Below are 17,643 nucleotides of genomic sequence, written 5' to 3'. Positions count from 1 at the left end.
GTCTCAATTTGAGTTCTGCTATTTCAGCCCGGACCTTCAATTTAGTTCGTCTGGCCGCCTGCGTGCTGTGTTTGCATCCCTCGCCCTCTCGGGGGGCTATGGAGCTCCTTGGGCGCGAGATGTTTGACACGCCGGTCAGCCTGACGGCCGACTCCCCTGGGGTCAACTTCGCCCAGGTGGAGGGCAATCTGATGCCGCGGCCTGGCGGACCACACCTAGCCGGCGGGCCTGCCGCAAGTGCGGACATTCGGTATTCAAATGGGCATGCGATAGGTCGCTACCTGTTTCCCAACACGCACAAGAAGATCTTTGCGTGTGGCTGGTTCTTAATCAAAGAAGTATTGGGCCAGCGTACGGACTTGATTGGCATCTGCAATGTTAATGGAGGCTTATCTCCCTCGGTTTCCATAGTGAATGGCCAGCTTGGCGCTGCCATTTCTTGGAGTCCATACACCACGTTTATGCCAAGCAACATGGAATGGACCAGTCGTTGGGTCTTCATTGGCGTGGCGGTTCATATAAGACCTGATTCCAACGCCGATGTCCGCTACTACTGTAAGTATCCCGGTGGGGCCATGCAATCCTGGGGAGCCATCAACGACAGTCCCATCGGCATGACTGACATGGCGCAGGTCATCGCTGGGAGCTGGGCCTTTGGTCCTTTGGTAAAAGGCCGTATGGGCGCACCTGCTGTTTACACCTTCGATGAGGCCGATTTTTCGGATATTGTTTATCCCACTGACCTCATTGAACCCGCCACCGGCCGTACTTGGTTCTGTGACCCCGAGTCAGGCAACGATCTGGCTGACGGCACCACGCCGCTGACTGCCTGGAAGACCGCCGCTAAAATCAATGAGGAGAGCCTAGAGACGGGCATGCTGCCGGCCCCGGGCTATGCCACAGGCGACACGTTGGTCATCAACACCGGCGGCCAGCCGCTTGATCTCAATGGGGTCGCCCTGAACCTGCGTACACCGGGGCTCAATGTTCGGGCTGCGTCCGGCCAGGAGTGGATACGCATCAAAAGCTACCGCAGCCTGCAGCCGGGCGTCTGGCAGGCGACAGGCACGCCCCACGTCTATTCGTGTGCTGACACGCAGGCAAGCGCTGTGCTATGGGAGGATGATAAGTTCATGAACCATCCAGTGGGCACCAGCTTCGCCGCCGTTGCGGCGCAGTTATCCTCCGTCCCCGGGTCGTTCTGGACAGATGGCACCTTGCTCTATGTCCACCCCTTTGGAAGCACCGATCCACGAACCGATGGCAAACGCTATGAGCGCAGCTACAAGTTCACGGAAGGCGCAGCGGTGGTTATAAACGCGCGCGACATGAACTTGCAGGACATCCATGCCGGCAAGACTTGCCTCGCAGACTGGGTCACCAACGATCCGTTGGGAAACTATTGTCTCGGCGGCTCGATGCCTCCCGGTAAGGCTGTCATCAAGCATTGCTATCTTTACTATGGAGCCAAACATATTATTGGCATCACCGTGGGTGACGTTGCGGACGACGTGCTCATCGAAGATGTGCAGGCGGAGCAGGCCTCGCCCTATCCTCCGGCTGGATACCAAACTGCGTGGGTGTCTTACAACCACCAGGACGCAGACTTGGGGATCATCCATCGCTACCACAGATGCCGTACCGTAGCAAATGCCGGACTGATCGGCTCGACCGAAGGTGTCATGAGTCTGGCCTATCCGGTTTTTTATGCGCATAATATGGGAGGGGGGCAGCAGCCTCAATTCAAGCGATTTGAGTTTTTCGACTGCGATTTCGGCAACGGCGGTATCGAAGGCGAAGCCGTGAAGCGGGTGGAACTTCAACGCACGCGGTGCGGATCGGTTTGGATGGGGGCTGAGGTCGTGGCGGAGCAATGTTTTTTCCGGGGAATGAACGTCGGGGTTCCAGGATGGTCTTTGACCGAACGCAACTGCATCCATGTCGTTCAAGGAGAGCTTCGCAGGAACCCCGCTGGAGGCGCGCTGGACCTTCAAGGCTGCACCTTTGATGCGCGCCAGATCACCGGCATCCAGGGAGGCGTGCCTCAGGCGTCACTGTTCACTCGGGAACAGCCTCTGAATTTCGTCTTCCGGAACAATCTTGTGCTCATGCCCGCCACCCCTGTGTGGGCGAATGTGTTCAGCAATTTCAGAAGCACGGACCAGCTGCAGATGAGCCACAATGCCTATTCTCTGGGAGGGAACGCTCTGGTATACCAATATCATGATGGCACTTCGGCGCAGAACCGGAGCCTCGCTGAATGGCAAGCACTGGGCTTTGACGCAAGCAGCTTTCAATCTGCCAGCATGACCTTGAACGGTCTTGCCCCGGGGCCGGGCAGTCCGCTGATCAATGCTGGGCTGAACCTTGCCACGCTAACCGACTACAGCGGTGCCACGTTCCGCAAGCGCAATGACATCGGCGCCTATGAGGCTTACCCAACAAGCTATGCCTTGTGGCAGGCGGAAAATTTCACGCCGGCGCAGATGGCCTACCCCGCTTTGGTGGGGGCCTCCGCCAGTTATCTCGGAGACGGCGTGCCCAACCTCGTCAAGTACGCCCTTGGCCTGCATGCCGATGAACTGGCATCTGCTGCTGCGCCGCTCATCAGTCTTGATAAGACCACCCCGGCGGCTCCGGTAATGAATGTCCATTATCAGCGCTCCCCCTGGGCCGGTGATTTGTCGGTCGAGCTGCAGTTCAGCGAAAACCTGGTCCAGTGGGACGCCGTGCCTGCCGGTGCTCAGCAGGTGATTGCGACCGAACCCGCTGTGCAGGAGATGCGGGCCGTGATCACACCTCCTTCCGGCGTCCGTGGTTTTGTACGACTTAGGGTTGTCCAGCCCTGAGTGCTTGGCTCCCCTTTTTTACCGGTCTTTTTGGTCATTGCCATGAGTGCCACTGAGCCTGTGAATGTTCCTCGTTTCGTGGTCGCTCAGACCGGTGCGCGACGGAGCTATGCGGTGCCTTTGATTCTTGAGCAAGCTGGTATGTTGGAGCGTTTTTACACCGATGTCTGTGGCAATGTAGGCTGGGGAAAATGGCTGGTCAGGCTGGCACGGTTTGCGGGTGGAATGGGCGGCAAGTTGCGGGGACTGGCCAACCGCAGGGTGCCTGCAGCGCTGGTGGAGCACACGGTGACCTTTGCCTGGCCCAATATCGACTGGGCCATACGCAGCCTCGGTGCACTGCGTGATCCAACGCAACGATTCCGGCTCAAGCTGAGGCTTTTTACCGAGCTTTCCAAAGCCGCCGCAGGCAGAGGTTTTGGGCGGGCCACGCACCTCTATGGAATGCTTGGGGAGTTTACCCCTCTCATGCGTGCGGCGCGGGCACGTGGCATCAAGGTTGTTTCAGAGATTTATATCCTGATGAGTTCCCAGCGCTTGCAGGAAGAAGAACGGCAGCGGTTCCCCGAATGGGAACGCGTGGCGCCAGACTGGGACGGCGTGACTAGGGCGGCAGGCTGGGAGGGGGCTCCCGTAGGGGACTGCGACTACTATTTGTGCCCCTCGGAAGCGGTGGCGGCTGATCTGGTGGAGCGCTGGGGGGTTGCTGCATCTGCCACGGTTGTGGTTCCGTACGGGATGAATGCTTCGTGGCTCGAACTGGAACCCCGGCCATGCCCGGGACGCATACTTTTCGTCGGAACAGCTGACCTTCGCAAGGGCATTCACTATCTCGCAATGGCGGCCGAAGAACTGGCCAAGCGTGGAAGGCGCTACGAGTTTCGCGTGGCTGGGAACGTCTCCACCGAAGTGCTGCGGCAGCCAGCCTGCGCGCATCTCAGTTTTCTTGGACGGGTGCCGCGCGACCGCATCCGCGATGAGTTTCAAATGGCCGATGTGTTTGTATTGCCCTCGCTGGCTGAAGGCTCAGCTGAAGTGACTTACGAGGCTCTCGCCTCAGGAGTTCCATTGGTCGTTACCAAAGCGGCCGGATCTGTGGCCCGGGATGGGGTGGAAGGGCGAATCATTCCTGAACGCGATCCCGTTGCGCTCGCCGATGCCATCGAGCAGCTTGTTGAGGACAGGACATTGCGGGACCAATTGGGACAGGCGGCAAGACGTCGCGCACGAGAGTTCACCTGGGAACAGTATGGGACAAGGCTGGTGGCAGCGTTGCAAAACATGAGATCATGACGTTCTCCATCATGATCACCACGCGAAACCGGTGTGACGACCTGCGGAGCACCTTGACGCGCGTCGCCACGCTTAGTCCCCCTCCGGTAGAAGTGATCGTATGTGCGGACGGTTGCACCGACGGGACGGTTGCCATGCTGCAGCATGAATTTCCCCATGTCCTGCTCCTGGTAAACGATGCTGGGATGGGGTCTGTCGCTTCACGCGACCGTATGGTCCGTATGGCGGCAGGGGACTGGATCCTTTCTTTGGATGACGACAGCTATCCCCTCGTGGAGAACTTTTTCAGCCAGGTCGGCTCGGTCATCGCGGCCCATCCGGAGGCGGTCGTCATCACGTTTCCCGAACAGCGTGAAGGCGGGCTCTATGCTTCATCCAGCAAGACGCCGGAGTCGCCGGGACATTACGTTCCTGCATATCCTAACTGTGCCGCGGTGATGAACCGCTCATTCTACCTGGAGCAGCCAGGGTTCCCTCACCATTTTGTGCATATGTATGAGGAGCCTGACTATTCCCTCCAATGTTACGCTGCCGGAGCGGCGGTCTGGTTTGAACCTACCTTGATCATCCGTCACCGGCTGAGTCCAGTGCAAAGACAGGCGGTGAGGCGGCATCACCAAAATGCCCGCAACGAGCTATGGAGTGTGTGGATGCGCTGTCCCTGGCCCTGGCTGCCAATGGTTTCATTCTATCGAATCGGCCGCCAGTTTTGCTATTCATGTTCTGAAGGATGGAGTTTCATTATTCGTGAGCCTGTGTGGTGGCTGGCCGCGCTAGGGGGAATCAGCAGATGTTGGAACCATCGCAACACGGTGAGGTGGAGTGACTATTGGGCCTGGATGAAACTGTCCCGTCGCCCGGTGTTTCATGCGAAGGACCTGCCGCTGGGCAGGGAGCGCGAAGGCCACAAAAGCTGACGAACACCTGGGTGGGCGCAGAGTTCTCCAGCGTTCAGAGTCGGAAGTTTCCAGGACATCCGTAAAGTCATGAAATTTGTTTATGCCCGCATTTCATTGTCTGCTGCCCGTTCGTGACGAGGCTGACATCATTGGCCAGAACCTCCAGCATGCGCTCACTTGGGCGGATGCCATCTATGTCTTCGACACAGGTAGCGTCGATGACACGTGGGACATTGTGCAGCAGGCCGCCGCCCGGGACAAGCGGGTGGTGCCGCTGCGCAAGGAGCCTGTGTACTTCTCCGAGACGCGGCTGCGGGGGGGGATGTTCCACCTGGCGCGTTCACGCATGCGGGACGGGGACTGGTTTCTGCGCATGGACGCTGACGAGTTTCATCATGTGCCTCCGCCAGAGTTCATCAAAACGCGGATGAGCGCCCACGAGACCATCGCATACCACCAATATTTCGACTTCAGGCTGCTACAGTCTGAGGTCAAAGGATGGGAGGAGGGCCAGGAGTCATTGCGCGACCGGGCAAGGCCGATTGAGGACCGGAGGCGGCACTACACCGTGAGCGTTTACGCAGAACCGCGTCTCTGCCGCTACCGCAGCACCATGCAGTGGCCCGCGACAGTCTCCTTTCCATTCAATGCGGGCTATGTGGCCCGCGAACGCCTTCCCATCAGGCACTATCCCCACCGTGATCCTGCTCAGTTGGAACGCCGGTGCCGGCTGCGGGCCGTGATGATGGCCGACAAGGAAAACCGCAGCAACTGGAGCCGCCCCGAACTCCACCACTGGGCGGAGGCGGAATGGCGCAAGTTCATCACCCCGGATGACCTGCCTGAGTTGGAAGTCTGGATGCCCGGCACCGATTTGCCCCATGTGCGGCAGCTTAATCATCTGCGCGGGCCCCTCACCAGGGCGGCGCAGCGGCTCACACACGCCTTCCTCCTGCCTCTGCTGGATGCCCGACGTCCTGCATTCAACAACGGCACCAGTCCGCAGCAGATCCCTGCGGAAATCGTTCAACGGCTTGAAGCGGAGCTTCGGCTTTGACACATGCTGCGGACTCGGTGCACTGCCGCATGAATGACTGCAATCCAGGCCCGCGTCTTTGTACCATGGCGTGGGCGAAGAGAGCTGCAGATGAACAAGGCCGTGGACAAACCATGGCGCACGCAGTTGACGAATCCAAGGCAGAGCACTGGCCGGCGCTTGACGGACTGCGCGGAACCGCCGTGCTGGCTGTGCTTTTTGAGCATGTGTATCAAAACTGGGACCCGGTGGTCTGGTTGCGTCCGGCCCACTTGGGCGTGGAGCTTTTTTTCGTTTTGAGCGGGTTTCTGATCACCCGGGTATTGCTCAACAACCGGCCTGAAGCGGTGGAGGGAGGATCATTCCGCAGGGTTCTTGGGGTCTTCTACTTGCGCAGGGCAATCCGGATTTTCCCCATCTATTATCTCACCCTAGCGGTAATGATCGCTCTGTCCCCCTGGGTGAATGGACTCCAGGGCCATCACCTTTGGCGGCTTGGCTACCTTACCAACTTCCACATGGCGCTACACAACACCCAAGACACATATTACGGGCACCTGTGGACCTTGGCGGTGGAGGAGCAGTTTTATCTGATTTGGCCGTTTGTGATCTTGTGCCTGCCGCGGCGCTGGCTGCTGCCCGCCCTGCTGCAGGTCATCGCTTTGGCCCCGCTTTGGAGGGGGCTTGCCTCCTGCATGGGTCTGAATGAGCTGTGGATCCGCAAACCGTTCTGGGCCTCGGTCGACTGTTTGGGGGCGGGTGCGCTGATGGCGCTTTACCGGTGGCAGCCGGAAGCCTTCCGGCTGCCTTCGAGATGGACCATGCGGATGATCTTGATTATGTGCGGACTGTTGTTGATTGCTGGGCTGCAGGGACGATGGGTGGAAGACGGCCAGTACTTGACGATTCCTTTCTTGAACAGAGAGGCAACGGGTCAGTCTTTGGTTGCATCGCTCACGCTGGGTACGATTGAGACGCCCTTTTTGGTCTTGCTCGTGATGATATGCATTTCAAAAGACGAGAGCTGGTTCAAGGCTTTGATGTGCTGGCGTCCGCTCAGACAGTTGGGCAAGGTCTCCTATGGTTTCTACCTCTATCACGCCTTTTGCATGTCATTTGTGGCGCTGGGCTTTCGTATTTTGAACATCCCTTATTTGTCGGGCTGGGGTCTGCACGCTTTTTTTGTGGTCGTGTTTCTTTGTTCAACAGCCGCCGCGTTTTTGTCCTGGAGATGGATCGAGGCCCCGTTTAACCAGATGAAGAAAAGATTCCGCTATGTTGGTTAATCTAAGCCATTTCACCTCCCGGCTTGTCCGCAAGATTGTTCCTGAACGGTTTCGCCCGATAGGTTACCTGAATCATTTGACGCGTAAAAACTGCCGTGGAGAGGTCAGGCAGGGGCCCTTCGAAGGAATGCGCTATGTGAAAGTCTCCCAGGGCAGCGCCTACATTCCCAAGCTGCTGGGCATCTATGAGCGGGAGCTTGTCACTCAGGTGGAAGCTTTGATAGCCCGGGCTCCCCGGTTAGTGGTGGACCTGGGGGCGGGGGAGGGATATTACGCGGTCGGGCTGGCCTGCCGCCTGCCGCAGACGCGGGTCGTCGCCTTTGAGATGGAAGCTGTGGGCAGGCAGGCCCTGCACGACATGGCCGCGCTTAACGGAGTGTCCGAACGGGTTGACATCCGGGGCAAATGCGAGGCGGCGGATCTCGCCGCCACGTTGGGGGATGAAACGGATGCTGTGGTCGTCTGTGATGTCGAGGGATATGAGGAGAAGCTGCTCGATCCGGTCGCCGTTCCGGCACTCAAGCGAGTGCCGATCTTGGTGGAGTTGCACGACTTCATCATTCCGCAGATCACCGAGGTTTTGAGCGAGCGATTTGGCGGGACGCATCACATCACCCACATCTGGCAGGAACCGCGTGCCCGTGCGGACTTTCCGTGGCGCTCGTTGGGCACCTCTCTTCTGCCGGGCCGGTATCTGGACTGGTCTGTCAGCGAGTGGCGTCCCGTCCGGATGGCGTGGTTCTGGATGGAACCGCTTCAAAGCGATGCGGCCGGATCATGATGAACTGAACGCGAGCCATTTTTTGCAACATGAAGCCTAAAGATCATACGTGGAAACAGTACGTTAGAAACGGCCTGGGGTTCAAGCTCTCGCGCCTGGGTGAGGTTCTGGGCATCGAGTCATGGACCTACAACGCGGTCATTCTAGAACTGTTTCACCGCCTTGCGCTCGAAAACGCCCCTGCGGTGGTAAAGGTTGTCCGTCAAGTGATCCCGGGATTTTCATCGGTCATTGATGTCGGATGCGGCGGAGGAGCCTTTGCAGCGGAGTTCAATCGTGCCGGTGTGAAGGCCATTGGGCTGGAGCATTCCCCTCATGGTGTGGCGCTGGCGCGGCAGCAGGGCGTGGATTGCCGGCCTTTCGATGTCGCACTGCCGGTGGAGGCCCAGATCTCGGAGAAAGCGGACTTGGTGTATTCATTTGAGGTTGCCGAGCATGTGCCGGCGGCGCTGGCGGACCATTTCGTGAGGTTTGCCTGCGCCCTCGGCCCGGTGGTGGTTTTTGCGGCGGCCCAGCCCGGACAGGGCGGCATTGGCCACATCAATGAGCAGCCGGTTTCCTACTGGGTGGAGAAGTTCGGGCGGGCCGGCTTCGAACTTGATGAGCCGACGACGCAGGCCCTGCGCACCGCCTTCCAAAGCGCTCAGGTTTCGTCCTGGTTTTCCAGCAACACCTGTGTGTATAGAAAGTCTGCACGATGACCGGTGGCAACAAGTTGCGAGTGCTGTTTTCATGCAGCAGCGTGGGCATAACTCAGCGGGGGATCGAATCCTTTTTCCGCGAGGCGTTTGACGGGTTGAAGCAGGTGCCGGAGATGGATATGCTTCTTCTGAAGGGAGGCGGTCAGGAGACGCATGATGAGAAGGTGGTGGCCTGTTTTGCCAAGACCTCATCGCTAGCGTCGGTCATTGGGAAGGCTGTCTCGCGATCCTCTTATGTCGTGGAGCAGTGGAGCAGCTTCCCCGGTGTCGTGCGCTGGATTCGGAAATTCCGGCCGCATGTGGTTTTTTACAGCGACGCGAATCTAGGCTTCCTGCTGTATCGTTTCCGCAAATGGATCGGTGTGCCGTTCAAACTTTTGTTCTCCAATGGCGGGCCATGTCATCCGCCCTTTGACCGTTACGACTTTGTCCACCAGGTGGCCCCTCTTTATCTCGAGGAGGCTCTCGCCGCAGGCGAGCCTGCGGAGAAGCACTTTTTGGTGCCCTATGGCATTCAAGTTCCGTCCGAGCCACCGATGACCGACGAGCCTGCGAAACGAGGACGGCGCGCTACGTTGGGCCTGCCGCAGAACCGGCCTGTCGTGCTCAGCGTCGGCTGGATCGCCAGACGGCATAAACGCATGGACTATGTAATCGAGGAGGTCGCAAAAATGAGTGGTCCCCGTCCCTTTCTGCAGTTGCTCGGTGCCATCGACGAGGACAGCCGGGAAGTCATCGAGCTCGGAAACCGCCTGTTGGGCGCGGAGAATTTTTCGGCACGGTCGGTCAAATATGAAGAGGTGGCGGGCTACTACCAAGCGGCGGACATCTTTGTCCTAGGCTCTCTGGCGGAAGGATTTGGCCGTGTTTACTTGGAGGCACTGATGCGCGGACTTCCGACCGTTGGCCACAGGCACCCCGTCATCGAATACGTCCTGGGAGATGTGGGCCTGCTTGCAGATCTTTCGGCACCGGGCAATCTGGCTGCGGTGTTGACGCAGGCGCTTGGGGATCCGGAGGCTGCTTCCGACGGCATGCGGGTCAGGCGCCGGGAATCCATCCGCTCCCGGTTTAGCTGGGGTGTGCTCCGTGCCGAGTACATGGCCATGTTCCAGGCGTGCCACGACGCACCGTTTCCCGCCCTCCGGTCGGTTTAGCAAGCGAGGTGTTGCTGTGGGTGTAAACGTGCTCTCCGGTGCGGTTCATTGCCCAGGATGGTGTTGTTCTAAGAGGCGCTGAAAACAAGTCATGATTCCTTTTTTCCTTTTCGTCTTATTTGCGTTTGTGGCCTGCCTGCTGGCCCAGGTGGCGGCCAAGCCCCAGCGCATCTTTGAATATCCCTATTTCATGGCGGCTGTGTACGCCGTCTTCGTATTGCCACAGGCATACTCGCTGGCCAATTTCCCAGGAGGTGTGGGCTCCGACGATGTGCAGGACGTCCTTCTCATGTGCATCCTCTGCCTCGCCGCAGCTGTGTTCGGCTATTCGCTCCGTCCGTCGGAGTCCACCGACAAGTTGTTCTCCCGGCCAGTTGACCCATCAAGGCTTCTCACAATGGGCGTCGGTCTGATTGTTGTCGGCGTGGTGTCCACCATACTGATGCCAAAGGCGGAGATTCAAATCGCTGAGCGAGGGGGACTAACAGGAGCGCTGACCATCTACATGTTTTTTGGCAGTCTTACTCTTCCCGGATTTGCCATTTGCGTCCGCCTGCTGCGGGAGAAGTTCACGAAAGGCCGCCTGGCGGCGGTGCTGCTGGGGGCTTATGTGCCAATCTCTGCTATTGTATTCGGCGGACGGCGGGAGGTGGCCGTGACCTTTGCGCTGTCACTGGTGCTGAGTTCCTTCTACAAAAATAGAAAGGTTCCCAGCCGGATTGTTATCTTCGGAGCACTGTTTTTCGCCATGATTGCCATCCCGGCCACGGGCACTTATCGGGGCTTAGTGGGACAAGGAAGAATGGATATGGTGACAAAAATCCGCCCCATAGACAACTTTGTTGACTTCTTCACCCAGGAATCGGTCCTCGAACTACGAAACGCAGCCGCGTTGATCAATTCGACGCGAATCCGGGACACGTTCGGCTGGGGGGCTGCTTATTGGAATCAGCTCGTGTTCCGGTTTGTGCCAGCGCAAATTGTGGGACGTGACGTCAAGGATGCTCTGATGATCGGAAAGACATCATCACGCCATCTCTATATCACAGAGTTGGTAAACAATTACGAGATTTCAGCGGGATCCACCAATACCGGAATGGGAGACTCTTATGAGCAGTTTGGCTGGTTTGGCTGCTTGTTTTTTGCCGTCTTGGGAATGTTCTTCAAATCCATCTGGACTTCGACGCTTTCCCACGACGCAGTCTTCCTGCAGGTGTTTTACATCATGGTCTGCAGTTCCGCCATGCGGACGATCACACATCAAACAGTCGATTTCCTGCCTGGCATGGTCTATCAAATGATCTTCCTGGGGGGGTGCTATGTTTACGCCAAAATTCCTGAGCGTGATCTGCTACTACGAGGGCAGGTGCGCGGCTCCGCTCAGGGCAGGAGACCGGTCCAGTTCAGAGGGCGCGGCCTGCGGAGGTAGCAGCGGTCGCTTGAAAAGGTATGATGAAACTGGCGGTGTTGTTTGACCATTTTGGTCCTTACCACTTGGCGCGGCTGCGTGGGGTGGCCAAGCACGCTGATGTGCTCGGCATCGAAATCCGGGGTCGCAGTCGGGACTATGCATGGGAGGTGGGGAAGCGCGGAGATGTCCCGCTCACGACCCTGGATGCTGGCGACCGTGAAACGCCGGGTGTCCTGGACGCGAAACTGGCGTCGGTGCTCGGTGACTTCGCACCGGATGCGGTGGCCATTCCAGGCTGGAGCAGTCCCTGGGCGCTGCGGGCTCTGCGGTGGTGCCTGGGGCGGCGGATTCCTGCCGTGCTGATGACAGAGAGCTCCAGACACGATGAGAGGCGCCAAGCGTGGAAGGAGTGGGTCAAACGTCGCCTGGGGGGAATGTTCTCGACGGCGCTGGCTGGTGGCAGCCTGCATGCAGACTACCTGGAAGCCTTGGGCATGCCACGGAGCCGGGTTTTCCTCGGCTACGATGCGATCGACAACGAGTTCTTCCGCAAGCGTGTGGCGGTCCTTCGGGAAACGCAAACGGAGCGGCCGCAGCCTCGTCACTTCCTGGCCAGCGCACGGTTCATCGAGAAGAAGAACCTGTTTCGTCTGCTGCAAGGATTTGCAGACTATCGGCATTCCGTGCTCCGTCTGGGCCTGGAGCCTTGGAGTCTAGTGCTCCTCGGTGACGGGGAGCTTCGGCCGGACATTGAGGCCTCGGTGAAAGAGCTTCAATTGGCTGAGGTGGTGACGATGCCCGGGTTCAAGCAGTACGACGAACTGCCCGGCTATTACGCCCGAGCTTCGGCCTTCATCCATGCCAGCACGACGGAGCAGTGGGGGCTGGTGGTGAACGAGGCGATGGCCAGCAGCCTGCCTGTGCTGGTTTCTGACCGCTGCGGGTGCGCTCCAGATCTGGTGAGGCCTGAACTCAACGGGTTTGTTTTTGATCCTTTCAATGTGAATGCCATCCGATCGGTCATGGAACGCGTGACCCGCCTGCCCGAGGAGCAGCGGGCGGGCATGGGACAAGCAAGCGGGCAGATAATCGCCAACTGGGGCCCTGAGCGTTTCGGCGAGGGGCTTTCGCAAGCCGCCAGACTTGCCAGCTCGGGTACATTCAAACCGACGTCATGGCTGGATGCCATGCTGCTGGCCTTCCTCGCACGCTCATGAAGCGCATAGCCTGTGTGATCGATACCATCTCGCGTAATGCCGGTGGATTGGCTGGAAGCTTGCAGGGCTTGATGTCCGCGATGCAGCGTCAAGGCGATGAACTGTGCATTTTTTCAGTGGCAGACGCCTACTCGTCTGAAGATCAAAAACAGTGGGCTGAATTTGAACTCTATCTGGCCAAGGCGAAAGGGCCGCGAAAGTTTGCCTATGCACCGACTTTGGATCGTGCGCTGGAAGACTATTCGGCGGACATCCTGCACAGCCACGGCCTTTGGACCTACACCTCTCTGGTGAGCATGAACTGGCAGCGGAAGACGCGAAGGCCGGTGATCATCCACCCACACGGCATGCTGGATGCCTGGGCTCTGAAAAACTCCCGGTGGAGAAAACGTCTGGCCATGCTGCTCTATGAACGACGCAATCTTAAGCAGGCGGCGTGCATTCGCGCCCTGTGTCAGCCGGAACTGGAGTCCATCCGGGCGCTTGGGCTGCGGAATCCCGTTTGCGTGATTCCGAATGGCGTGAACCTGCCTGTGCTACCGGGACCGACGGCAGTTTCACGCGGTTCGGAGCGTAAACTGCTGCTCTATCTCGGCCGGCTTCATCCCAAGAAGGGCATCGATTTGCTCGTCCGTGCCTTTGGTCAGTTGAGACAGAACGGATGTCTGTCCGACTGGACGCTGGTGATCGCTGGCTGGGACCAGGGCGGGCATGAGGATGAACTCAAGAGTTTGGCCATCGCGTCCAGACTCGATTGGAAGGATGCAAGGGAGCATCCAGACACGATGGAGGCACTGGAGCAGAACTGTCTGGATGCGCTGCCGTCCGTGGTGTTCGCTGGGCCGTGTTTCGAGGCGGCGAAGAACCGGCTCTACCAGCAATGTGACGCTTTTGTGCTGCCTTCCTTCAGCGAAGGACTCCCGATGGTGGTGCTGGAGGCGTGGTCTCACGCAAAACCCGTGGTCATGACGCCGATGTGCAATCTCCCCGAAGGCTTTTCTGCGGGAGCGGCGATCCGGATCGAATCCAGCGTTCCTTCGGTGGCGGAGGGGCTGAGATCCCTGTCGGCCCTGTCAGCCTCGGCCCGCCAGGAGATGGGTGCAAGCGGCCGTCGCCTTGCTGAGACGCGTTTCGCCTGGGATCAGGTGGCTCGTCGTATGCGCGAGGTAAACTTCTGGCTTGTGCGCAAGGGGCCGCGCCCGGATTCTGTGTTCACGCTTGAGGACGCAACCGCCTGATCTTTTATGTCCGCCCCTCGCATCGACCAGAACCGAGCCGCTGTGAAGTACAGCAAGGCGGAGCTTTTGCGGCGGGTGCTCTGGATCGCGGGAGCGTGGGTTTTCCGGCTGAGTCCACGGCCTTGCTTTGCCTTCCGCCGCTGGTGGCTGCGCCTGTTTGGAGCGACGGTCGGGCAGGAAGTCCACATTTACCCCTCAGCCATGATCTACTGCCCGTGGAACCTGCAGATCGGCGACTGGTCTGCGATTGGCGAGTGGGCGCTGATTTACAACCTGGGGTGTGTCACGATCGGTGAACGGGCAACGATCTCCCAGCGCGTGCATGTTTGCGCTGGAACGCATGACTACACGGACCCCTCGATGCCTTTGCTGAAGCCGCCAGTGGTGATCCAAGACTCCACCTGGATCTGTGCCGATGCTTACGTGGGGCCAGATGTCACGGTGTGCGAGGGTGCAGTCGTTGGCGCACGGTCTGTGGTGGTGAAGAATGTTCCTGAATGGACCGTCGTGGCTGGGAATCCTGCGAGGCCAATCAAACCCAGGACGATGAGCCCGGATGTCAAAACCCATGAATAAGGCCACGTCAGGTCTTCCAGTGTCGGTGTGCATTCCGGTCAAGAATGAGGAGGTCAATCTCGCCGCGTGCCTGCCATTGCTGGGAGATTTCGACGACGTGGTGGTGGTGGATTCTGGCAGCGAAGATCAGACCGTCGCCATCGCCCATGGCGCAGGCGCGAAAGTTGTTCAGTTTCAGTGGAACGGACAGTTCCCGAAGAAGCGGAACTGGATGCTCCGCAATCATGCGTTTGATCATCCGTGGGTTTTGTTTCTCGATGCCGATGAGCGGATGAATGGTGCTTTCGTCGAAGAATTGAGGCAGGTTCTGCCCTCGACCCCGCATGTGGGATTCCATGTGTCATTCATCAACTGGTTCATGGGCGCTCAACTGCGCCATGGGGATGTTTTTCGCAAATTGTCACTCTTCCGAATCGGCGCTGGCGAGTACGAGAAGTTCCCAGAGGTGTCCTGGACCACGCTGGACATGGAGGTGCATGAGCATCCGGTCTTGAAGGGAACGGTGGGGGATCTGAAGACGCCGCTCGAACACCATGATTTTCGCGGCCTCAAAAGCTACCTGGCGCGTCACAACGAGTACTCCACCTGGGAAGCCCAACGATTTTTGTGGCTCCAGACCGCCCCGCGCGAAGCTTGGGCTGCATTGAATGAGCGGCAGCGCTTCAAGTATGGAAATCTCCACCGATGGTGGTTTGCCGCGTTTTATTGGTTTGCCATTCTTGTGTTGAAACAAGGAATACGCGATGGGATTGCGGGTTTCAGGCTTGCTGGATTGAAGAAGAGATACTTCCACGAGGTGCGTCTGAAGATCCTTGAAGCAAGGAAGGGCGGGAACTAGCGCCTGGCCACTGACGCACGTGCCGCGTCGCAGCTGCCAGCCATTTTCAAGTTATCAGCAGTGAAGATCCTCCTCCTGAATCAATGCTTCCACCCGGATCATGTCGCCACGGCGCAGCATTTGACGGATCTGGCGCACGAATTGGTGAAACGGGGGCATCAAGTCACCGTCGTGGCTTCCTCACGAGGGTATGACAATCCGGAGATCCGCTATCCCACGCGTGAGAAGTGGCAGGGGATCGACATCCGGCGCATCTGGACTCCCGGACTTGGCAAAAAGTCGAAATGGCGCCGACTGGTCGATTTCGCGACTTTCTGGGGGAATGCGAAGCGCATTCTGTTCTTTCTGCCACGGCATGATGTGACGGTGTGCCTGACCTCGCCGCCGCTCATTTCCACCTTGGGCACGGTGGTGGCGAAGGTGAAAGGCGGGGCGGTGGTGCCATGGGTGATGGACCTGAATCCCGATGAGGCGGTCGCGGCAGGCTGGTTCAAGGCGGACAGTTGGTTTGTGCGCATCATGACGTGGATTCAAAACTGGAGCTTCCAACGTGCGTCGCGCATCATCGCGCTGGACCGCTTCATGGCGAACCGCTTGAAAGCCAAAGGAGTGCGGGAGGAGGTGATCCACACGGATGCTCCCTGGTCGCACGATCATGCGATCAAGTATGATGCGGCCGCTCGAGAGGCGTTTCGGGCCGAACACGGGCTCACGGGCAAATTCGTGGTGATGTACTCAGGGAATCACAGTCCCTGCCATCCGCTCGATGCGGTGCTGGCGGCTGCGGACGATCTGCGGACGGATGACCGGATTCATTTCCTGTTTGTGGGGGGAGGCAGCGAGTTTCAGAAGGTTCAGGCCTATGCACGCGAAAGGACGCTGCCAAACATCACCTGTCTGCCGTATCAGCCGATGGAGAAGCTCTCAGGCTCGCTGTCCGCGGCGGACCTGCACCTTGTCGTGATGGGTGATCCGTTCGTGGGCATCGTGCACCCGTGCAAGATTTACAACATCCTCACGCTGGGGATTCCATTCCTGTTCATCGGCCCGGGGGCGAGTCATGGCGGGGATCTGGTGCAGCGGCTGAATGACCCCGCGCAGGCCCGGTTTGCGCGGAATGGCGATGCTGCGGGCATCGCGACGCAGATTCACGATGCGATGGTCCTCGGTCCCCGCCCATTGAGTGAGTCCTCCAAGGCGCTGGCGGCCGAGTTTTCCCAGTCAGTGTTGTGTCCGAGGCTGGCGGACGTCATCGAGCAGGCCGCAAAACGCGGCTGATGAGCTCGTAACTGGCGTGGCGCTCGGCGTCTGGAAAGTCGTGGTCGGAGTCGGGGTGGGCGATCTGGAGGTGTGACCCGGCCTGGTGGAGCCTGAACAATGGCAGAGCTGCGTCCGCGATGCGGTCCACGCTCTGCCACTGGAAGTTCGAGTCCCGCAGCGGTGCGTTCACATAAACATGGCGTGGGGCGAGGCAGGCGATGAGCTCATAGAAGTCGAAGGGCACGTCCTGCGGTCTGCCGATGTAGCCGCCCATCTTCGACATGTAGCGCTCCTGATTCCAGCCGCGGATGTCGCCGCCTTTGTAGTCGAGGAAGGAATCGAAGCCGCAACTGGAGACAATGACCTTGATGCGGTCATCGAATACAGCGGTGTAGATCGAGTTGTGGCCGCCGAGCGAGTGACCGATGACGCCGAAACCGCGGGTCGCATCCACGAAGGGCAGAGAGTCGAGGTAGTCGAGGCCTCGGATGTTGTCCCAGATGGCCTTCATGGTCCCGCTGGGCATCTTCAAGGCGTTGAGATCCGGCTGATAGTCCGCCAGCAGCGGATAACTGGGCGCCAGGGTGACGAATCCGCGTTCTGCGAGTTCTGAGGCATATTGGCGGTGCGGTTTGCCGCCGAGGCCGACGACGACCTTGTGGCCGATTTTGTTTTCCGTCGGATGCAGACAAAGCACGGCGGGTGTTTTGGTTCCTGTGAGGGCTGTTTTAGGCACGCACAGGTAGGCCGGCACCTTGCCGCCCGGTTGCGACGTGTAATGAATGAGGCGGCGGACGTAGCTGCCGCAGTCGGTCTCCTCGATCACTTGCGGATCGAGCGCTGAGCGCATTTCCGGACCGGGCAGGGGACCGGCGACCTGCTGAAAGGCTGCCAGGGCGTCCTTCCGCCGGTTCTCCCATTCGGCGGTGGTGGTGGCGTTCTTCTTGGTGCCGTCGGCTGCCTTGTATTCGAGCAGGTTGGTGCGGCTGAGCCCGCGGAGCGGCGGAATGTCAGCGGCAAGGAGCGAGCAAGGAACTGCAAGGGCAAAAAGAAAGCGGCGCATGGGGTTCATACGCCGCTTGCCGGAGTCATTTGTCCGCG

At 59.0% G+C, this 17,643-nt stretch carries 15 protein-coding genes; 14 read left to right on the top strand and 1 reads right to left on the bottom strand.

The window, feature by feature from the left end; translation table 11 throughout:
* Positions 1-119: 119 nt before the first annotated feature.
* The 14 genes from IAE77_RS25715 to IAE77_RS25650 all read left to right on the top strand — a co-directional run bounded on the left by IAE77_RS25715 (position 120) and on the right by IAE77_RS25650 (position 16,560).
* Positions 120-2,849, top strand: coding sequence for a hypothetical protein (locus IAE77_RS25715; protein WP_294232919.1), 2,730 nt, complete (start codon positions 120-122; stop codon positions 2,847-2,849).
* Positions 2,850-2,891: 42 nt separating this feature from the next.
* Positions 2,892-4,142, top strand: coding sequence for a glycosyltransferase family 4 protein (locus IAE77_RS25710; protein ID WP_294232917.1), 1,251 nt, complete (start codon positions 2,892-2,894; stop codon positions 4,140-4,142).
* Positions 4,139-5,059 carry a glycosyltransferase family A protein gene (locus tag IAE77_RS25705; RefSeq protein WP_294232914.1) on the top strand — a complete coding sequence of 307 codons (921 nt, stop codon included), beginning with the start codon at positions 4,139-4,141 and terminating at the stop codon, positions 5,057-5,059. The genes IAE77_RS25710 and IAE77_RS25705 overlap by 4 nt, the downstream gene beginning before the upstream one ends.
* Positions 5,060-5,141: 82 nt before the next feature.
* On the top strand, positions 5,142-6,098 hold the full coding sequence (locus tag IAE77_RS25700) for a glycosyltransferase family 2 protein (protein ID WP_294232911.1): 957 nt from the start codon (positions 5,142-5,144) through the stop codon (positions 6,096-6,098).
* Between the two features lie 29 nt (positions 6,099-6,127).
* Positions 6,128-7,363, top strand: a complete 1,236-nt coding sequence (locus tag IAE77_RS25695) for an acyltransferase (RefSeq protein ID WP_294232908.1) — start codon at positions 6,128-6,130, stop codon at positions 7,361-7,363.
* Positions 7,364-7,490: 127 nt separating this feature from the next.
* Positions 7,491-8,144 (top strand): hypothetical protein, encoded by a 654-nt coding sequence (locus tag IAE77_RS25690; protein ID WP_294232905.1) that lies wholly within the window; start codon positions 7,491-7,493, stop codon positions 8,142-8,144.
* Positions 8,145-8,173: 29 nt separating this feature from the next.
* Complete coding sequence (locus IAE77_RS25685) at positions 8,174-8,845, top strand: methyltransferase domain-containing protein (RefSeq protein ID WP_294232902.1); 672 nt, start codon at positions 8,174-8,176, stop codon at positions 8,843-8,845.
* 41 nt (positions 8,846-8,886) lie between these two features.
* Positions 8,887-10,002: a glycosyltransferase family 4 protein gene (locus tag IAE77_RS25680; RefSeq protein ID WP_294232897.1), complete on the top strand. Its 1,116-nt coding sequence runs from the start codon at positions 8,887-8,889 to the stop codon at positions 10,000-10,002.
* A 91-nt stretch (positions 10,003-10,093) separates the two neighbouring features.
* Positions 10,094-11,431 carry a hypothetical protein gene (locus IAE77_RS25675; protein WP_294232894.1) on the top strand — a complete coding sequence of 446 codons (1,338 nt, stop codon included), beginning with the start codon at positions 10,094-10,096 and terminating at the stop codon, positions 11,429-11,431.
* A gap of 20 nt (positions 11,432-11,451) precedes the next feature.
* Complete coding sequence (locus IAE77_RS25670) at positions 11,452-12,630, top strand: glycosyltransferase family 4 protein (protein ID WP_294232892.1); 1,179 nt, start codon at positions 11,452-11,454, stop codon at positions 12,628-12,630.
* A complete protein-coding gene (locus IAE77_RS25665) occupies positions 12,627-13,868 on the top strand; it encodes a glycosyltransferase (protein WP_294232889.1) in 1,242 nt (413 codons plus the stop codon). Before IAE77_RS25670 ends, IAE77_RS25665 begins: the two co-directional genes overlap by 4 nt.
* A gap of 6 nt (positions 13,869-13,874) precedes the next feature.
* Positions 13,875-14,444: a putative colanic acid biosynthesis acetyltransferase gene (locus tag IAE77_RS25660; RefSeq protein ID WP_294232886.1), complete on the top strand. Its 570-nt coding sequence runs from the start codon at positions 13,875-13,877 to the stop codon at positions 14,442-14,444.
* Positions 14,425-15,282, top strand: a complete 858-nt coding sequence (locus IAE77_RS25655) for a glycosyltransferase family 2 protein (protein WP_345781021.1) — start codon at positions 14,425-14,427, stop codon at positions 15,280-15,282. The genes IAE77_RS25660 and IAE77_RS25655 overlap by 20 nt, the downstream gene beginning before the upstream one ends.
* A gap of 60 nt (positions 15,283-15,342) precedes the next feature.
* Positions 15,343-16,560 (top strand): glycosyltransferase family 4 protein, encoded by a 1,218-nt coding sequence (locus IAE77_RS25650; protein WP_294232880.1) that lies wholly within the window; start codon positions 15,343-15,345, stop codon positions 16,558-16,560.
* Here the strand turns inward: IAE77_RS25650 and IAE77_RS25645 are convergent.
* Complete coding sequence (locus IAE77_RS25645) at positions 16,532-17,605, bottom strand: alpha/beta hydrolase (protein ID WP_294232877.1); 1,074 nt, start codon at positions 17,603-17,605, stop codon at positions 16,532-16,534. The two genes, IAE77_RS25650 and IAE77_RS25645, sit on opposite strands and share 29 nt — an antisense overlap.
* Positions 17,606-17,643: the final 38 nt, after the last annotated feature.

It is taken from the genome of Prosthecobacter sp., assembly GCF_014879935.1.
GTDB lineage: Bacteria > Verrucomicrobiota > Verrucomicrobiia > Verrucomicrobiales > Verrucomicrobiaceae > Prosthecobacter.
Note: the sequence above shows the minus strand (reverse complement) of the source record. Positions and strands in the feature narration are given on the sequence as shown.